This window comes from Noviherbaspirillum massiliense JC206 (assembly GCF_000312045.1).
Taxonomy (GTDB): Bacteria; Pseudomonadota; Gammaproteobacteria; order Burkholderiales; family Burkholderiaceae_D; genus Noviherbaspirillum; species Noviherbaspirillum massiliense.
The window spans coordinates 727,945-746,201 of record NZ_HE978635.1 but is presented as its reverse complement, the minus strand read 5'-3'; the positions used below and the strand labels follow the sequence as shown (position 1 = coordinate 746,201).

Sequence of the window (18,257 nt, the reverse complement as noted above, 5' to 3'; positions counted from 1 at the left end):
CCGTTATCAACCCCCTAAATAAGGCATATACCTCCAGGCAATGTTTCGATATTCTCAGTTCCAGTATGAACAGAAGCTGCGATATTCTCGAAGATCAGGCGGGTCTGACCGAAGCGCTCCTCGGTCAGGCAATCGTCAGAGCGGACCGTGCGCTGGCATCAAGGATTGCAGGAAAATGCGCTGTCGAGATCCATCTTTCGGGAGCGGAGATCATCAGCCAGGGCGCTCGCGATACCGATCTCTATTTCATCCTCAAGGGAAGCGTGTCCGTCGTTGCTCACGGCCGCGTCATTGCAAGGCGTGTCGCCGGCCAGCATGTCGGAGAAATTTCGCTGGCCAATCCGGAAGGTGGCAGGTCAGCTTCGGTGATCGCCCTCGAGGAAACCGTCACGGCCCGGATCAGCGAACCGGACTTCACGCAACTCGCCGAAGAAATGCCGCAGCTGTGGCGCTGGCTGGCGATCGGTCTGGGCGATGGAATCAAGGCCCACAATGAATCCGAGGCACGACTGGAATTCGTCGCCAATCACGATGCCCTGACGCTGCTTCCGAACCGCCGGTACTTCCTCGAGCGTCTTGCAGAAACGCTGCGGCTGGTACGCGATACGAACTCGACCTGCGCGCTGCTGTACATCGACCTCGACCGCTTCAAGCCAATCAATGACACCTTCGGTCATCCGGCAGGCGACCAGATCATGAAGCAGGTTGCGGGGCGCATGCGGCACTGCCTGGATGGCAAGGGCATGGTGTCCAGGCTGGGCGGAGACGAGTTTGCCGCTCTGCTTGCCTGCGCCGGCGGGCATGAACAGGCAGAGCGCGTCGCAGCGGATCTGCTGGCGGCCTTACGCGAGCCTTTCGATATCCAGGGCGTGCAGGTGGCGGTATATGCGAGCATCGGTGTCGCGTTCTACCCCAGTCAGGCACAGGATGTCGCCACCCTTATGCAGCGTGCGGATGCGGCCTTGTACGAGGCCAAGAAGAACGGGCGCAATACCTTCCGCGTGTGGGCTTAGCGCCCATTTCAATACGGCTTCGAGAGTAGGGTGCACCACGCAACCCCGGTGCACACCGCACACCCTGCATTCTTGTCCTTCCAGGCTCGCGGAAACTGCGTGGAGCTTTGTTTGCAGAGCTGCCTGTGGTCCGGTTTCCGACCCGCGGGCCGGCGCTACATGTCAATGCGTTGCAGCAGAAATTGCTGGCAAGGGCAGGTCCAGGCGGATAACCGTTCCCTTGCCCGAGTCTTCAATGATGAACGCCGCGCCGATTCTTTCCGCGCGCATTTTCATGTTTGCCACGCCATGCCCGTTGTGCTTGCCGGCCCTGGAAAAGCCGACACCGTCATCCGCAATGCGGATGACGAGCTGGTCGGCCTCGAAGAGGATGTCCACATCGACGTTTTTCGCCTGCGCATGCTTGAGCACATTCGTAAGCGCCTCCTGCAGGATGCGCAGCAACTGGAGCCCGGCGCGCGGACCGACTTCCAGACTGTCCGGCAAATCTTGATTGCGCCAGTGCAGTGTTACCCCAAGGGCACTGAAGCGCGTTTCCATGCGCCGCCGCAGATCGCCGAGCACGGGCAGCAGGTCCGGGTCTGCCGGCGTGAGCGAGTCGATGGCGAGGCGCATGTCGTCCAGGCATTCGCGCAGCAGGCTCACCATGTCCTTGTGCGTCACCGTGCCGCTTTCGGCCAGGGCCAGGGTCGACAGGAGCTGTGATCCCACGCCGTCGTGCATGTCCTGCATGATGCGCTGGCGCTCTTCGGTCGTGGCACGGTCGAGTTCCAGCTTTCTCAACTGCTCGTAGCTCGCCGCGAGCTCCTTCTCCCGCTCGGCCAGGCGCAGCATCAGGCGTTCATTCGCCGATTCGACCAGCACGAGCGAGTCGTAAAAGCGGTTGAGCAGCACGCAGCCCATGACCAGAAGATAAGCAGGTATTCCGAGGTGAAGCAGGTAGAACTCCTGGAGGCCGAACATTCCGACCTGCACGGCATAGTCATGCAGCGCCAGGCTCAGCGCGAACAGGATGGCCAGCACCATGGCAATGCTGGATGCGGTGCGCTGGCATACCGCGTAGTGAGCCAGCCGAAGGAAGGCGAACAGGGTGAAGGGGAGGAAGCCGAGCGTCCACCAGGTATCCATGACGGCGCGCGCCGGTATGCCGATCAGGGCGAACAGGAGGCAGCCGATCAGCCAGTAAGCCAGCAGGAAGCGGTTCAGGAGAGGACGGATGAAGCCGCTGAAATGCAGCAGGAAGATCGTGATGCAGACGATGAACCCGGCAGTCGTGAAGTAGTAGCAAACGCGCCAGAATACCCAGTGCTCCATCGGCACGACCGGCATCCTGAACACGAAGGTGCGGATTCCCCAGAACAGGACGCATATGCCGAAGATCCCGTACAGGCGCTCCTGCCTGCGGCGCAGCCAGAAAATGAGAATCAGGGTGCCCACGAACAGGCACACGGCGCTGGCGATTTTCGTGCTGGTCTCTTCCCAGAACAGCATTTGTTCGTAATCGCCGCGCAGCGTCGTTTCGGGCCCGACCACGAATTCGCCGAAACTGGTCAAGGGCTCCCGGATCGCAAAATGGACGGCGATCTCGTTGCGTCCCTCGCGCAATGCAATGGGCGGCAGGTAGCGCAGGTAAGGCCGGAACCAGCGCACCTGGTCGACCTCGTCCGCGCCCCGGATCTCGCCGATCCTGATGCCGTTCAGATAGATGACGCCGCCGCTGCGCAGCTTGGGAAAATAGGCCCACAATGGCTGGTCGGTCATGCCGAGGTGGAAGCTCGCGCGATACCAGTACGGAACCAGATCGCGTTCTTTCGGCTTGGGCGAGCGATGCGGCAGCACTACCTTTTGCCATCCGGCGTCATTGCCGGGAATGGATTGTGCGTTCGAAATGACGAACTCCGCCTGTTCAATGCGGATGACTTGCTGGACGTTCGCAGCCGAGGCAAGTACTGCCGGGTATGCGAAGAAGAGGAGAAGGAGCTTTAACAGGCAGGCGATGCAGCCGGTTCTATTTGAGGAGGCCCATCTGCGTTGCTTCATAAACGGCTTCCCCCCGTGAATGGACCGCCAGCTTGCGGTAGATTTTCTTGACGTGGCCGGCCACGGTATAAGCCGAAATCTGATGGGAGTCGCCGATTTCCTTGTTGCTCAGGCCCTTGGCGAGCGAGCGCAGGATCTGGATTTCCCGTTCGGTCAGCTTCCCCGCCGCCGCAGGCGGCATGTGCGGCGCGGGTGCATGTTCCGCCGGCCCGGATTTTTCAAGCTGGAGCTTTTGCAGGATTTTCCTTGCAATCGCCGCGCTCACGGGTGAGCCGCCGGCAAGCAAGGTACGAATGCTGTCGATGATCTCTGCAGGCGAGCTGCCTTTCAGCAGATATCCGGTTGCGCCGGCTTCGATGCTTCCCATGATGCTGGCATTGTCGCCGAATACCGTAATGACCATGACTTCGCTGCCGGGCCACGTGCTGACCGCATGCCTGATCACTTCCGTGCCATGCATGTCGGGCAGTCCGAGGTCGACCAGGTAGACATCCGCACGCTGGCTGTTGATGAGGGCAATCCCGTCGGCGCCGCTGCTTGCGCTTCCGACCAGCGTGAATTCCGGGTGCGATGCGATGATGCCCCTGAACCGGGCAAGGAAATCCGGGTTGTCTTCGATGATTCCGACGGTCGTCGTCATGTTTTTAACCAGCTACTCCAAGCGCTTGGATACGTACGCTTGGCATGCCGGGCCATTGCCGACGACCTTCTTCTTCGCATGCCAAAAAGAAATGATGCGGACGATTGTAACAGCCGGGTATGAGTTCGGAGAAGCTGTCAATACCCCGTTTGTGGGATATTGCAACAGTGCCCGAAGAGGGCGCCCGCCTTCGACGGAACGCGCCTGCCTTCGGACCGGGCCATCTGCCTCAGTAGGACAGTCGGCCGTTGTAGCCGATCACGCCGATGTCGGAGTAGGACGAGCCGCGACGATTGGTTTCACTGAAGTTGATGGGATAGCCGCCAAGCCGGTAGTTCTGCATCGAGACCAGGCTTTGCGTCACCTTTTCCGGCGTCGGTTTCGGACCGGCCATCTTGATCGCGTCCACCAGGAGCCGTGCATTCATGTAAATCTCGAAGTTCAGGGGCGTCGAATGCACTCCCTGTCCATACGGCGTCTTCAGGAAGGCCTGGAAATCCTTCGCCAGCGGCAGGCTCACCGAACTCGGATTGGGAACGACCTGGCTGATGCCGATGCCGCGGACCCGCCTCTCGCCCGCAAATTCCGCAAGGCCGGTGGAAGAGACGAATGAAAGGGTGTAGATCTGCGCCGCGCCTGCCGGCGCATCATAGGCCTTCATGAAATGGTAAACGGCTTCGGGCACGCCCATCAGGAAGATGGCCTGCGGCTTGGCCGCTATGATCTGCCGGGCATGTTTGGAAAATTCGGTTTCGCCCGGCTCGTAAGGCACTTTGGCGATGACCTCGAAATTGTATTCCTGGGCCGCCTTGGCGATGATCTCATTGATGCCGGAACCGAAGCTGTCTTCCTGAGACAGAACCGCAACCTTCTTCAGCCCGATGGTCGGGACCAGGCGTGAAATCTTCATGACTTCATCGGTGTAGCTGGCGCGGGTATGGAAAATCTGTTCGGACCCCGGCCCCCGGACGATTTCGGACCCGCTGAACACGCCGACCAGCGGCACCTTGTACTTGTTCAGAATGCCCGTTTTCATCACGGCGGCCACGTTGGCGGTGCCGACGGCATTCAGGAATGCGATCACATTGTCTTGCGTGATCGCTTCTTCGAAGAGAGCGGGAGTTTTCCTGGGATCGTATTGATCATCCTTGATCACCAGGGACAGCTTGTTGCCATGGATTCCGCCTTTGGCATTAATCATGTCGATGTATCCGTGCGTCAGGATTTCCCCTTCGGTTGCGGAAGAGGCATTCGGCCCGGTCAGGCCGAGCACGTTTCCGATCCTGATTTCTTCCGCGTGTGCATGAACGAGTGCGCAGCACGTCAATAGCGCTGCCAAAGCTCTTCTAAACCACATGACTGTCTCCTAAGTAGGCGGATTTGTTTTTGTTGGAGGGATTCCGGATTGCTTCACCCGGATCTGCCGACGTTTCCAGAATGTTGGATTTATTTTAATTTCCGGCATTCAATGTAATGTACCGACTTTGAATCTCCGGGGGAAGTCCGGCCATCCTTCCAGAGAGGGCGATGGACTGGTGTGCCCGGCAAAAATTTCTTCATGCCGGGCAATGCCGGCATTCTGTCAAATGGCACAATGGGCGGAATTTTTCAACGCGGGCGCGACCGGCGTGACCCGGCCCACATGGATGATGAAAGGATCCGAGATGAAAAAAGCGATGATGGCAGCCTTGCTGCTGGTGGCCGTCGGCGGTGCTGGCGCTGAAAGCATTGGAGAAGTCGATACCGCATTCAAGCTGATCGGCCCGGACCACAAGATCGTGGTCGAAGTATTCGACGATCCCAAGGTGGTCGGCGTGAGCTGCTATCTGTCGCGCGCGCGGACCGGCGGCCTCAAGGGCGCATTCGGTCTGGCGGAAGACAAGGCGGAAGCCGCCGTGGCATGCCGGCAGGTGGGCGACATCCGCTTCAATGGCGTGCTCCCGAGGCAGGAGGAAGTGTTCACTGAGCGCGCCTCCATCCTGTTCAAGCATATCCGCGTCGTGCGCATGACCGACCCCAAGCGCAATGCGCTGGTGTACCTGGTGTATTCGGACCGCCTGATCGAGGGCAGCCCGCAAAACAGCGTGACTGCAGTGCCGGTGCCTGCCGCCCAGCCGATTCCAATCAAGAAATGAACAGGCAATTGGACGGCAGGCTTGTCAGCCTCGTCCGCGCTAGCTTCGCGTGGATGGCTGGGGCTGCTTCACCTTGCGCAGGTAAGGCTTTTCCGCCTTCCAGCCCTGCGGGAACAATTTCTTTGCGTCGTCGTCGCTGACCGAAGGCAGGATGATGACATCCTCGCCCTGCTTCCAGTTGGCCGGCGTGGCGACCTTGTGTTCCTGCGTCAGCTGCATGGAATCGAGGGCGCGCAGGATCTCATCGAAATTGCGGCCGGTGCTCATCGGATAAGTGAGCATCATCTTGATGCGCTTGTCCGGGCCGATTACAAATACCGACCGCACTGTCGCATTGGCGGCGGCGGTGCGTCCCTCGGAAGTGCCGGGCTCTTCCGCTGGCAGCATGTTGTAAAGCTTGGAAATCGAGAGATCGCGGTCGGCAATGATTGGGTACTGCGGCATGTAGCCTTGGGTTTCCTCGATATCCTTGGCCCATGCGCGATGGTTTTCGACGGGGTCCACGCTCAGGCCGATCAGCTTGCAGTGACGCCTGGTGAATTCCGGCTCGATCTTTGCCATGTAACCCAGCTCGGTGGTGCATACCGGCGTGAAATCCTTGGGATGGGAAAACAGGATGGCCCAGCCATCTCCGATCCACTGGTGGAAATGGATCGTCCCTTGCGTCGTCTCGGCGGTGAAATCCGGGGCAATATCATTGATGCGTAATGACATGTTCGCTCCTTCGCTGGTTTTTGAAAGCAATGTGGAGAGGCAAACCCCGCTGCGCGATCAGCGCCCAGGCTCGTGCCCGAAACCTGTTCAACGACCGCACCCGATACGCGATGCCCTGTGAGCATGCATGCATGGGCGCTGCAGGTTTTCACCCGGGCTTTGGGCAACGTGTGGAATGCCTTCCTGATCAGCATAGGTAGGGGTTTCTCGCCGCAGCTTGAGGTATCTCAATTTGTTCCGGTTGCATCAAGCAACTTGCTGCTGGGGCATTATCAGCCTGCGCATGGGTGGCGTGGATGTGGCCTTGGCTGAAGGGAATGAAGTGGCGGGAAATGCAGATCGGACTGGTCTGGCTGGCGGCGTCGGGTGGTGGGGTTCGGTGAGAGTCAGGCGGGCTTGCAGTCCGGGAGGACCATCGCCCTCCTGGACTAGCAGTGCGGCAGCCTTCAGGACTTGCCGAAGACTTCGTTCAGTTGCTGGCTCACGCGTACGAAGGTGGTGCGCTTGGTCAGTTCCTTGAGCTGACGGGCGCCGACGTAAGTGCAGGCGGAACGCACGCCACCCAGGATATCCTGCAGCGTACCTTCCACCGGACCGCGGTATTCCACCAGGACTTCCTTGCCCTCGCTGGCGCGGTATTGCGCGACGCCGCCAGCGTATTTTTCCATCGCGGCGCGGCTGCTCATGCCATAAAAGCGCTTGAACTTCTTGCCCTCGCGCTCGACCAGGTCACCCTCGGTTTCATCATGCCCGGCCAGCATGCCGCCCAGCATCACGAAATCCGCTCCTGCACCAAAGGCTTTCGCCAGATCGCCCGGCACCACGCAGCCGCCATCGGCACAGATCTGCCCGCCCAGTCCATGGGCGGCGTCGGCGCATTCGATGATGGCCGACAATTGCGGATAGCCGACGCCGGTCATCTTGCGCGTGGTGCAGACCGAACCGGGACCAATGCCAACCTTGACGATATCCGCGCCGGCCAGGATCAGCTCTTCCGTGATGTCGCCGGTCACCACGTTGCCCGCCATGATGGTCAGCTGCGGGAAGGTGGTGCGCACCTTTTTGACGAAATGGATGAAGCGCTCGGTATAGCCGTTGGCCACATCGATGCAGACATAGCCGATCGCGTCGGGTGCCTTCGCCATGATCTCGCTGAATTTTTCGAAATCGGCCGGCAGGATGCCGAGTGAATAAAACGCAGTCGACGGCCGCAGATTCTCGGTCTGGAGCGAGTGGAAGAAGCGGACCAGTTCATCCTTCGGATAATGCTTGTGCAAGGCCACCGACAATCCATGCTTGCCGAGCGCGCGTGCCATCTCGAACGTGCCGGTCGTGTCCATGTTCGCGGCAATGATGGGAATGCCGTGGTATTCCCTCTGGGAGTGGCGGAAAGTGAACTTGCGGTGGATGTCGACTTCGGAACGCGAATTGAGCGTGGAACGCTTCGGCCGGATCAGCACGTCCTTGAAGTCCAGCTTGACGGATTCTTCGATATGCATGGCAGTGAAATGAGTACGTGAAAAGAATGCTGCGGGTTTTTCTGCCGCTCCCGCATGATGCCACATGACGCAGTACTTCTCCCAGCAAGAGTCAGATAACGCACTCTTGCCTTGGTTCCGGCGAAGCCTGGATGGAGAGAAGGGAAGGCGCAAGCATGGCGCGCGACCAGCCGGGAACGCGTCCAGGGACTATCCGCGCCCTTGATCCATGCCCCCGCGTTGAATGCAGGAAGGAACTTTAGCAAGCCGTGCTTGTCATTTTTGCAGCAGTTGCAGCAAAACATTAGCTCGCAGGCATGGCATCCGGCACGCGATGCCGCGATCTTCCTTCATCGCAGTCTGACTTCTGGAGTACGAATGAAAATATTCATGTGGATCATCGCCATCATCTTCCTGATCGGCTTGCTGGTTGTCACAGGCGTTCTGAAGCTGGTCTTTTGAGAACGCAGTCCCGTCCGGGACTGCGTCCCGGCGGGGATCGGCTGTACCTCTGTCCGATCCGGACGTGCTACTTGTCGCGCCGGACGTCGGAAGAATCGGTTTTTGCAGACGCTGATGCGGACGAGGCTGGAGTCGGGAGATTCCAGCTGCGCACGAGGGCAAGCATCCGTATACCGAAGCAGAGCAATGCGCCGGCGAGTGCCACGATGGCGGATGGCAGCAGCAGCATGTGTCCGGCCACCACCACTGCCGCGCCCGCGAGGGCGGCGACTGCATACACCTCCGAACGCAGCACGGTGGGAATCTCGGTCAGGAGCACATCGCGCACCATGCCGCCGCCGATCCCCGTGAGCATGCCGAGCAAGGCCGCCATGACGGGATTGAGCCCGAAGGCAAGCGCCTTCTGCGTGCCAGCGACGGCAAACAGCGCGAGTCCTGCGCCGTCGAACACGAGCACGGTGCCGCGCAGCCGCTCAACCGCGGGATGCCAGAAAAAGGTGAGGACGCCGGCAATGATCGAGGCTGCCAGGTAGCGCCAGTCGCTGATCGCCGCCGGGGGTACCGCGCCGATCAGCAGATCGCGGGTGATTCCACCGGAATTGCCGGCAGCAAACGACAGCACCATGATCCCGAACAGATCCAGACGGCGCTTGACCCCGGCCAGGGCACCGCTGAGCGCAAAGACAAACGTGCCCACCAGATCGAGCGCCAGCACCAGCGTCTTGATCGCAGTGCTGATGTCAAGGTCAGGCGCATGGAACACTTAGGATCGCGCCTCCGCTTGCCCGGTTGCCGCGGCGGCGCCATCCTTGCCAAGCCAGGCCAGCGCGCCGACCACCATGGTTTCCACGCCTGTTTCCAGGGTCGGATGCAGCACCGGTGCGAAGAACGGGCTGTGGTTGCTCGGGAGCTTGTTGACTTCGCCTGCCGCCTTGGCTTGCGCATAGGTCCCGGGATCGGTGCCGCCGACAAACCAGAACACCGCGGGTACATGCCACTCGGCGCCGAACGATCCGAAATCCTCGCTGGCCGATGTCGGTCCGGTGTGCCGAACGCGTTCGGCAGCGAAATGCGCGCGGAACGCATCGGCCACGCGCTGGCTCGCAACTTCGCTGTTGACACCCAGGGGATAGCTGTCCAGTGTCGTGATCTCCGGCGGCTTGGGTGCGCCGGAAGCGGCGCACTCGGCGTTCACGATCCGATCGATCGCGGCCAGCACCCGCTTGCGCACGCCCTCGTCATAGCTGCGCACATTCAGCTTGATGACGGCTTCATCGGGGATCACGTTTTCCTTGGTGCCGGCCTGCAGCGAGCCGATGGTGACGACGGCTGCTTCGTTGGGCGAGAGTTCGCGCGAGACGATGGTTTGCAACCGCATCACCGTCGCGGCCGCCATCACCACGGGATCGATGCTCGCCTGGGGCATGGAGCCATGCGCGCCGCGTCCGAACAGGCGGATCTGCAGGCTGTCTGCAGCGGAGGTGATCGTTCCGGTGCGCCCGCCGATATCGCCCGCCGATGCAACCATGACGTGCTGGCCGAGCACCACATCGGGTTTGGGAAAGCGCTGGAAGAGTCCGTCATCGATCATCGCCCTTGCGCCTTCTGCCGTTTCTTCCGCGGGCTGGAAGACCGCCATCAGCGTTCCGCTCCATGCATCGCGCGCCTGTGCCAGCAGCTTGCTCGCGCCTGCCAGCCAGGTGACATGCATGTCATGGCCGCAGGCGTGCATGACGGGAACCGTGTTGCCGTCGCGATCCTTCGACTTGACCTTGCTGGCATATGGGAGGCCGGTCATTTCCTCGACTGGCAGCGCGTCCATGTCGGCGCGCAGCATGACTGTCGGCCCGGTGCCGTTCCGGAGCAGGCCGACGACACCGGTATTTCCGACCCCGGTCGTTACCTCAAACCCTGCCGAGCGCAAGCGCTCCGCTGCCAGGCCTGCAGTGCGCATTTCCTGCATCGACAATTCGGGGTGTGCATGGACATCGGTGTAAAGCGCTTCCAGATCCGGCAGCAGATTCGTCAGGTTGACAAGCACCTGATCGGCGGAACGCGTCGATGGCGACCTCATGTTCATACCTTGTCCTTTCTGGCTGCGGTCACCCTGATGCTGCAGCCTCATCCATGGACGGGACCATGCTTATACCGCCGTGCCGCCACGGGTGTGTTGGTTCACCGGGCAACCGGCGTTAAGCAAAGACAGGCATATTCAAGTTTCGTTCCATCACCAGGATCGGCGAACCAGAATGATTACCCCTTGGCATAGAACTCAGGTCAGGTATGAATGAATGTATGCATGGAAAAATGCGGGCTGACATTTTCAACGGAAATTGCGTCCGGTTTTTCGGTGCACCGGGTTTCATGGCCGGCTCTTATACAATGCATGGCTGATGTCCCGGGAACCTCTATCTCTTGCAGGAAAATCCATGAATCTCTCCACCATTTCTACGCCGTCCGCATTAGTCGATGAAGCGCGCATGATGCGCAATATCGAACGCATGCAGCGCCGGATGAATGAACTCGGCGTGCGCTTTCGTCCGCATGTGAAAACCTCCAAGTGCATTGAAGTCGCGCGGCGCCAGGCACAGGCAGGGGCCACCGGCATCACGGTTTCCACCCTGAAGGAAGCCGAGCAATTTTTCAAAGCCGGGTTCAACGACATCCTTTATGCGGTATGCATGGCGCCCAACAAGCTCGAGCAGGCGCTGGCCCTGGCAAACATGGGTTGCGACCTGACCATCGTGGTTGACTCGGAGGCTTCCGCCAGCGCAATCGTGGACAAGGGAAGGGCAGCCGGTCACCGCTTCAATGTGATGATCGAAATCGACACGGATGGACACCGCTCCGGCGTGCAGCCCGGTTCCGACGACCTGATCCGGATCGGGCGCATCCTGCATGATAGCGGCGCCAGGCTCAAGGGCGTGATGACGCATGCCGGCAGTTCCTATGATTTCAATACGCCGGAAGCCTTGCAAAGGATCGCGGAACAGGAACGCCGCTTGTGCGTGCAGGCTGCCGAACGCCTGCGCAGTGCGGACCTGCCGTGCGCGGAAGTCAGCGTCGGATCGACGCCGACCGCCTTGTCGGCGCTGAACCTGGATGGCGTCACCGAAGTGCGCGCCGGGGTGTATGTGTTCTTTGACCTCGTGATGTCCAATGTCGGCGTCTGCACACCGGGAGATGTCGCCCTGTCGGTACTGACGACGGTCATCGGCCACCAGCCGGAAAAGGGCTGGGCGATCGTCGATGCGGGCTGGATGGCGATGAGCCGCGACCGGGGGACGCAAAAGCAGGCAACCGATTATGGCTATGGCGCCGCCGCATGCGACCTGAACGGACGCTTGATAGAGGGCTTCGTGCTGACCGGCGCCAATCAGGAACACGGCATCTTGTCGCGTGCCGATGGCGGGATCACGAAAGACATTGCCGGGCTTTTCCCGATCGGCACGCAGTTGCGCATTCTGCCCAACCACGCCTGCGCAACCGGCGCACAGTTCCCTGAATATCATGTAATCGGCGGGAAGGGTGAGGTGCAAATCTGGGAGCGCTTTTATGGCTGGTGAAATCCGAGCAATCAATCCCGAAGACATGGCGCCGCCGGGCGGCCACTACAGCCATGCAGTTGTCGCGGGCAACCTGGTCTTCGTCTCCGGCCAGTTGCCGATCAGGCCGGACGGGGTGAAGCTGGCGGATGCTTCCTTCGAGGAGCAGGCCAAGCAGGTATTGGCCAACGTCGCCGCGGCATTGCGCAGCGCCGGAACATCCGTCGAGCGCCTGGTGCAGGTTCGCGTGTACGTCACGGATATCGCGTCGTGGCCGTCTTTCAATGCGATCTATGCAGCCTGGGCCGGCGCATCACGGCCTGCCCGGGCTGTGGTGCCGGTGCCGGAATTGCATTACGGCTTCAAGATCGAGGTGGAAGCAATCGCTGCGCTCTGATCACGACCGTTACAAGCCGCCGCCGGCACGCGATACAGCCGAAGTAGGGTGCGCCGTGCGCACCGGAATTGCATGGTGCGCATGGCCCACCCTACGTCCTTTCCCTTACACGCTTATTGACGCTCTTTTGCACCAGCCGCTGCTAAGCGCGAAATAGGTCGACCTGCGCTGTCAGGAGATTGGTCCTCGCCTGGACCAGGTTGACCTGCACACTGTACAGGGTGCGCTGCGCATCCAGGGAGTAGGGTGCGCCATGCGCACCATGCGCGTCATGCAATTCCGGTGCGCGCAGCGCACCCTACTTCCTTTCCCTTGCAAGCTTATGGAAGCTGCCAGCCGCCGCCCAACGCGCGATACAGATCGACCTGCGCTGTCAGGAGATTGGTCCTCGCCTGGATCAGATTGACCTGCACACTGTACAGGGTGCGCTGCGCATCCAGTTCTTCGAGGTAGGAGGCATAACCGTTGCGATAGCGGTTGTGCACCACGCGCAACGCTTCGGCCGCGGCTACCTGGCGCGCTTCCAGTTCGGTCGCCTGCTCTTTCAGGCGAAGCAGGGCCGACAGCGCATTCTCGACTTCGGAAAAGGCGGTGCGCACCGTGTTCTCGTACAGATAAATGGCCCGGTCGCGCTGGGCTGCCGCCACGTCGGCCTGGGCGCGCAAACGGCCGCCTTCGAAGAGCGGGGCAAGAATGCTGCCACCCACGCTCCAAAGACGATTGGGCGCATCGAGCAGCTGGCTCAGGCTGAAGCCTTGCCGCCCGACCGACGCGCTCAGCCGGACGGCCGGCAGCAACTGGTCGCGCGCGGCGGCGAGCGAGGCATCGGCTGCGACAATGGCCTGTTCCGCCTGGCGGATGTCCGGCCGGCGGCGCAGCAAATCCGAAGGCAAGCCTTCCGGCACCGGCGGCAGCGGCATCTCGGTCAGCGACGGGCCGCGCGTGATGGGCCCGGGATTGGCGCCGGTCAGGACGCTCAGGGCATTCTCCTGGCGGGCGATCGATTGCAGCAGCTGCGGAATCATGGCGGTCGTGGCCCGGTATTCGGCTTCCGCCTGGTTCAACTCCAGCCTGGAACTGTAGCCGACCCGGAACTGGTCGCGTGCGAGCTGCAAAGACTGGGTGCGTGAGACCAGGGTGGCGCGCGCCAGCTCCAGCTGAGCATCCAATCCTCTCAGGGTGATATAGGCCGATGCGGCCGAAGCCGCCACCGACAGCATGGCGCCCAGCTGCGCCGCCTGCTGCGCCTCGTAATCGGCGCGCGCCGCTTCCACCAGGCTTTCGAGCCGTCCCCACAGGTCGATCTCATACGCTGCCTGCAGGCCGCCCTGGAAGGAATTGGCGAGCGTGGTGCTGCCGGCAGAATTCAGCGCACTTGCCCTGGAGAGTGTGACGTTGGCATCGAGCGTGGGAAGCCGGCCGGCTTCCGCAATCCGCAGCCGGGCCTGGAATTCCCGCACCCTGGTCGCGGCGACGCGCATGTCATTATTGCCGGTCAGGGCAGCATCCACCAGCGCATTGAGCGCCAGATCGCCAAAGCCTTTCCACCAGTCCGCTTCGGCCGCTGCCGACGGCCCGACCGTGGTGCGCCAGGCGGCGGGTATCTGCAGCGTCGGCGCCGGCGCCGGCTGCGGCGCGAGCGCGCAGCCGGCCAGCATGGACAAGGCAAGGACTGTTACACCCAGGCTGCCGCGTCTCACGGCTTCTGCTCCTGCGCGGCTGGCGCAGCCTGGCCGGGTGCGGATGTGTCGATCGAGACTTCGACCGACATGCCGGGACTCAGGCGTTCCATCAAGGGCTGGTCGGGATCGATGCTGATGCGCACCGGGATGCGCTGCGCGATCTTGACGAAATTGCCGGTGGCATTGTCCGGCGGCAGCACGGCGAATTCCGAGCCGGTGGCAGGCGAGATTCTCTCGACATGTCCCTTCAGCTCCGCGCCATTGAGCGCGTCCACCCGGAAGGTGGCAGGTTGCCCGAGGCGCACATGGGCCATCTGGGTTTCCTTCATGTTGGCGACCACCCAGAGCCGGTCCGGCACCAGCGCCGTCAGCTGGGTGCCGGCATTGACATAGGCGCCCTGCCGTACCGTCACCTGTCCGAGCTTGCCGTCGCGCGGGGCCAGGATGCGGGTGTTGGACAGATCGATTTCCGCGAGCCGCAGCGCCGCTTGTGCGCTCGACACTGCCGCTTCCAGCGAATCGCGGTTGACCACGACCGAACGCAAGTCCTGGCGCGCGGTCTCCAGCGCCGCATTCCCCTGGGCCACGGCGGCTTGCGCCGCCGCATGGGCGGCGCGGGTCTGGTCGCGCTCACGCAGCGACAGCGAGCCGTCCGCCACCAGGTCCTCGACACGGCGCAGGTCGGCATCGGCCTTGAGCGCCTGGGCACGGGCATTGGCGAGCGTTGCCTGCGCCTGCCTGATCGCGGCCTCCGCCTTATTGCGCTGCTGAATGGAATTGGACAGGGCGGCCTTCTGGGTTTCCAGCTGGGCGCGCGCCTGGTCCGCCCGCTGCTGGTAGATGCGATCATCGATCTTCACCAGCAGCTCGCCCGCATGCACCCTCTGGAAATCCTGGACATGCACTTCGGCGACATAACCGCTCAGCTGCGGGCTGATGATGGTGACCAGCCCGCGCACCTGGGCATTGTCCGTGCTCTCGATCGGGCTCGAGAAGGGCGGCAGCTTCCATGCATAGAGCACGATCAGCACGCCGATGACGGCAATGGCGCCAAAGCCGAGGAAGGACAGGATTTGCTTGCGCCTGGAAGTGCGCGATTCCGGCGGGGGCGTGGCTGCGCTTGAAGTCATGCGTCTTCTTTTTCTTCGGAGGTGCTGGTGGCGGAAACTGCGGCGGCGGCGGGCTGCTCGCCCGGGACCACTTGTGGATTGCTCAGCCGCAGCCAGGTGATGCGGATGAACAGCCACAGGAAAGTCAGGAGGGCAAGGCCGGCAATCAGCAGAAACACATCGTTGTACGCCAGCACATTGGCCTCCCGCGTAGCCGCCGCACTGAGCGCGGACAAGCCCTGCTGGCTGCGCAGGGCCGGGTCCGGGATGGCGCGGGCGAAGGCGGACGCGCCCGACTGCACGCGTGCCGCCACCTGCGGGTCGAGCAGGGTCAGGTTTTCGACCAGCTGGCTGGAATGGAATTTTTCGCGCACGGTCTGGAAGGTGCCGAGCAGGGCCGAGCCGATCAGGCCGCCGATGTTCTGGCTCATGTTGAACAGCACCGCGAAGCTGACAAGGTTGCGCGGCTGGGTGATCACGCCGCTGATGCCGAACACCATCGCCGGTCCGAGGAAAAACGTACTGCCGAAGCCGATCAGGAACTGGCTGATATACATGTTGCCTGGCCGTGTCAGATTGGTGGCCTGGGCATCGATCAGCGCGCCCACAATGATCGCTATCAGCGAAATCAGGACCGGTTCGGGCAAGTGCTTCGGATTGAGCGTCAGGGCACTTGTGACCATGCCGACAAGAAGGCCCAGCAGGACGACGGTGAACAAGCCGTGCAACTGGTCGTTGGTCAGGCCGAGTGCCTGAAGGAAACCGACGGCGCCCACCGCCTGCTCCGACAGCGCAATGCGGATCAGCGTGATGGACAATCCCAGGCGCACGATCTTGCCGCTGCTCAGCCAGCGCGTATTCAGCAAGGGATTGCGCCGGTTATGCTCGAGTGCAATCGCGGCAACGAGGAGGACGATGGCACAGGCCAGCGCGATGCCGATCCAGGGCGCTTCCAGCCACCAGTCGATACGGCCGAGTGACAGCACTGCGCACAGCAGGGCCGCGCCCGGCGCAAACAGGGCGAAGGTGAGGAAGTCGAGCTTCTCGAAAGCCTTGATGCGGTCGCTCGGCGGCAGTTTCAGCAGCAGCACGCAGCCCAGCGCCAGCAGCGCCATGCCGAGCTCGAACAGGTACAGCCCGCGCCATTCGCCCACGCGTAGCACATCCGGCGATATGATGCGCGACAGCGGCAGCGCCAGTTGCGACGCGCCCAGGCCGAGAGCAATGCCTCTCAGCCGCTGCTCCTTCGGAAACGCCTGCTGCATGTAGTACAGGCCGAGCGGGGCGAGGGCGGCCGCGGCCATGCCGTGGGCCGCCCGCACCGCGACCGCGGAACTGAGGTCGTTGACGAACAGGTGGGCGAACGTCACCAGTGCATAGAGCCCGAGGAACAGTTCGGTAAACAGCCGCAATCCGTACTGCTGCCGGAATTTCACGATCAGCAGGTTGGCCGTCGCATTGGTCATGACATAGGCGGCCGTCAGCCATGCCGCTTCGGCCTGGTAGACGCCGAGCGCGCCCTGGATGTTCTGGAGGTTGGCGCTGACCAGTGCATTGCCGAGGCCGCCGGTGATGGCCACGATGAATCCCACGGCAGCATAGGCAAGGCGGCGCGCCGTCGGGTGATGCGGAGTGGAAGGCGAGCCCGGCAGGGCCGGCTTTTCGTGCGGCAGCCACTCGCGCGGATGGTAGCGGCTCATGGGGCGGTTCCGGGAAAGAGAAGCGCTCGCGGCGGCGATGGAGCGAGACAGGCGTTCCTCATATTCTTCAATCGACTCCCGGTACAAGCCTTGCCATGCCGCTCCCGATTCTCATGGCCCGTCAATACCCGACCTGAATCCCGAGGCCGATCGTCTGTTGTGCATGGTTGTAGTCGAGCAGGCTCTGACCGTATCCCGAAAAGGCCTGGACAAAACCCTTGACCCGTGGCGCCAGCGGAAATGCCCAGCCGAGCTGCACCGCACCGTGGTTGGTATGGAAGTTGCGCCGGCCCAGCAGGGAAAATTCGTGTCCCCTCCAGCGGTAGACGCCTTGCAGATCGCCATAGCCCATGTAGTTGAGGATATCCGGATTGTCATCCGTGGATGCGCTTTCCGGGATGCGCTTCCATGCGCGCGCCAGCAGGCTGAAGTCGCCTTTTTCCAGCCCGGTTTGCAGGTAGAAGCGGTTCCAGCTGCGCGAAAGCGATCCGCCGCGGCCATTCGATTGGTGAATCAGGCCGAAATTCACAAAGCGCCCGTTCAAGCCGAACAAGTTGTAGTCGGTCGGCACGACCAGCATCAGTTCCGGCAGGTAATCGGATTCCCGGAACGGATTGGACGCCCTGTTGTTGTACGCCTGCCAGTAGCTTTGCTGGGTATAGCCGAACCACAGGTCGGAATGTCGCAGCGGAAGGTCTTCCAGCAGCTTCATCTTGAAGCCGAGCTGGAACTTCACTTCGACGTGCGACAGCTTGGTGCCCTGTGGTACCAGGGATCCGACCAAGGGTGTGAACGGTGCATTGTTGGGGGAGGTGCTGTAGTTGGCAAACAGCACGTAGTTGTCGTGATGCGGACGAAAGACGAACGTGCCTTGCTTGTCCTCGCGAGACAACTCCCAATGCCGCGACAGGCTGAAGGCGTCCGCTTGCCTGGCTTTCTCGAAAGAAGCTGTGGCGGGCTCGGGCACGGCTGGTGCTTCATCTGCGCGCTGTACCGGTCTGGTCCTGCCTTCCTGCCCGGTGCCGGCGGCGAGCCGGTCAAAGCATGCCAGCCGTTGCCTGTCGTCGGCGATGCCGGCGCAATCCGAAAGGCTTGCCGGCCCTTGTGCGTGGGTGGCGGAGCCGGCACTGGCAAGCAGCAATCCGCCCAGCATGGAAAGGGATATGGCCGGGGTGGAAGTTTTCATGGAGCTTGCGTCATGCCTTGGAATGGTGGATTTCAACGCTCAAGCTGCAGCCGGATGCTCGTTATCTATGAGCATGTTCCGGGCAGAGGGTTCCCACTGGCCGGCCAGTCCTACGATGTGCACGCATTCCCGCCGGGAATTTGTCTTCATGACGGC

General features: G+C 61.8%; 16 protein-coding genes. 5 read left to right on the top strand and 11 right to left on the bottom strand.

Going from position 1 to position 18,257, the window contains the following annotated elements; all coding sequences use genetic code 11:
* Positions 1–65 precede the first annotated feature (65 nt).
* Positions 66–1,013, top strand: coding sequence for a GGDEF domain-containing protein (locus HGHM_RS22480; protein ID WP_019143153.1), 948 nt, complete (start codon positions 66–68; stop codon positions 1,011–1,013).
* 162 nt (positions 1,014–1,175) lie between these two features.
* Here the strand turns inward: HGHM_RS22480 and HGHM_RS18965 are convergent, their stop codons facing one another.
* From HGHM_RS18965 to HGHM_RS18955, 3 genes are all read right to left on the bottom strand, one after another.
* Positions 1,176–3,053 (bottom strand): sensor histidine kinase, encoded by a 1,878-nt coding sequence (locus HGHM_RS18965; protein WP_019143152.1) that lies wholly within the window; start codon positions 3,051–3,053, stop codon positions 1,176–1,178.
* A complete protein-coding gene (locus tag HGHM_RS18960; protein WP_019143151.1) occupies positions 3,022–3,693 on the bottom strand; it encodes a response regulator in 672 nt (223 codons plus the stop codon). Before HGHM_RS18960 ends, HGHM_RS18965 begins: the two co-directional genes overlap by 32 nt.
* 229 nt (positions 3,694–3,922) lie before the next feature.
* Positions 3,923–5,050 (bottom strand): ABC transporter substrate-binding protein, encoded by a 1,128-nt coding sequence (locus tag HGHM_RS18955; protein WP_081583617.1) that lies wholly within the window; start codon positions 5,048–5,050, stop codon positions 3,923–3,925.
* Between the two features lie 307 nt (positions 5,051–5,357).
* Between HGHM_RS18955 and HGHM_RS18950 the strand changes: the two genes are divergently transcribed.
* Positions 5,358–5,828 carry a CreA family protein gene (locus HGHM_RS18950; RefSeq protein ID WP_148415869.1) on the top strand — a complete coding sequence of 157 codons (471 nt, stop codon included), beginning with the start codon at positions 5,358–5,360 and terminating at the stop codon, positions 5,826–5,828.
* A gap of 39 nt (positions 5,829–5,867) precedes the next feature.
* Here HGHM_RS18950 and HGHM_RS18945 read toward each other — a convergent pair whose 3' ends face one another.
* Entirely contained in the window at positions 5,868–6,542 is a 675-nt protein-coding gene (locus HGHM_RS18945; RefSeq protein ID WP_019143148.1) for a peroxiredoxin, read from the bottom strand.
* A gap of 446 nt (positions 6,543–6,988) precedes the next feature.
* Positions 6,989–8,041 (bottom strand): GMP reductase, encoded by a 1,053-nt coding sequence (locus HGHM_RS18940; protein ID WP_026076204.1) that lies wholly within the window; start codon positions 8,039–8,041, stop codon positions 6,989–6,991.
* A gap of 201 nt (positions 8,042–8,242) precedes the next feature.
* Between HGHM_RS18940 and HGHM_RS23525 the strand changes: the two genes are divergently transcribed.
* A complete protein-coding gene (locus HGHM_RS23525) occupies positions 8,243–8,482 on the top strand; it encodes a small membrane protein YohP (RefSeq protein WP_154652084.1) in 240 nt (79 codons plus the stop codon).
* Between the two features lie 67 nt (positions 8,483–8,549).
* On the opposite strand, the gene HGHM_RS18930 is transcribed toward HGHM_RS23525, so the two are convergent.
* A complete protein-coding gene (locus HGHM_RS18930) occupies positions 8,550–9,245 on the bottom strand; it encodes a trimeric intracellular cation channel family protein (protein WP_019143145.1) in 696 nt (231 codons plus the stop codon).
* Entirely contained in the window at positions 9,246–10,562 is a 1,317-nt protein-coding gene (locus tag HGHM_RS18925) for a M20 family metallopeptidase (protein WP_019143144.1), read from the bottom strand. It abuts the gene before it with no gap.
* A gap of 349 nt (positions 10,563–10,911) precedes the next feature.
* On the opposite strand from HGHM_RS18925, the gene HGHM_RS18920 reads away from it, so the two are divergent.
* A complete protein-coding gene (locus HGHM_RS18920) occupies positions 10,912–12,048 on the top strand; it encodes a DSD1 family PLP-dependent enzyme (protein WP_019143143.1) in 1,137 nt (378 codons plus the stop codon).
* The gene (locus HGHM_RS18915; protein WP_019143142.1) at positions 12,038–12,424 is read left to right on the top strand and encodes a RidA family protein; all 387 of its coding nucleotides are present in this window, start codon (positions 12,038–12,040) and stop codon (positions 12,422–12,424) included. The genes HGHM_RS18920 and HGHM_RS18915 overlap by 11 nt, the downstream gene beginning before the upstream one ends.
* A 320-nt stretch (positions 12,425–12,744) precedes the next feature.
* Here HGHM_RS18915 and HGHM_RS18905 read toward each other — a convergent pair whose 3' ends face one another.
* From HGHM_RS18905 to HGHM_RS18890, 4 genes are all read right to left on the bottom strand, one after another.
* Positions 12,745–14,124, bottom strand: coding sequence for an efflux transporter outer membrane subunit (locus tag HGHM_RS18905; RefSeq protein ID WP_026076203.1), 1,380 nt, complete (start codon positions 14,122–14,124; stop codon positions 12,745–12,747).
* The gene (locus tag HGHM_RS18900) at positions 14,121–15,236 is read right to left on the bottom strand and encodes an HlyD family secretion protein (protein WP_019143139.1); all 1,116 of its coding nucleotides are present in this window, start codon (positions 15,234–15,236) and stop codon (positions 14,121–14,123) included. Before HGHM_RS18900 ends, HGHM_RS18905 begins: the two co-directional genes overlap by 4 nt.
* Positions 15,233–16,915: an MFS transporter gene (locus HGHM_RS18895; protein ID WP_019143138.1), complete on the bottom strand. Its 1,683-nt coding sequence runs from the start codon at positions 16,913–16,915 to the stop codon at positions 15,233–15,235. Before HGHM_RS18895 ends, HGHM_RS18900 begins: the two co-directional genes overlap by 4 nt.
* Positions 16,916–17,036: 121 nt before the next feature.
* Positions 17,037–18,101 carry a phospholipase A gene (locus HGHM_RS18890; RefSeq protein WP_026076202.1) on the bottom strand — a complete coding sequence of 355 codons (1,065 nt, stop codon included), beginning with the start codon at positions 18,099–18,101 and terminating at the stop codon, positions 17,037–17,039.
* Positions 18,102–18,257: the final 156 nt, after the last annotated feature.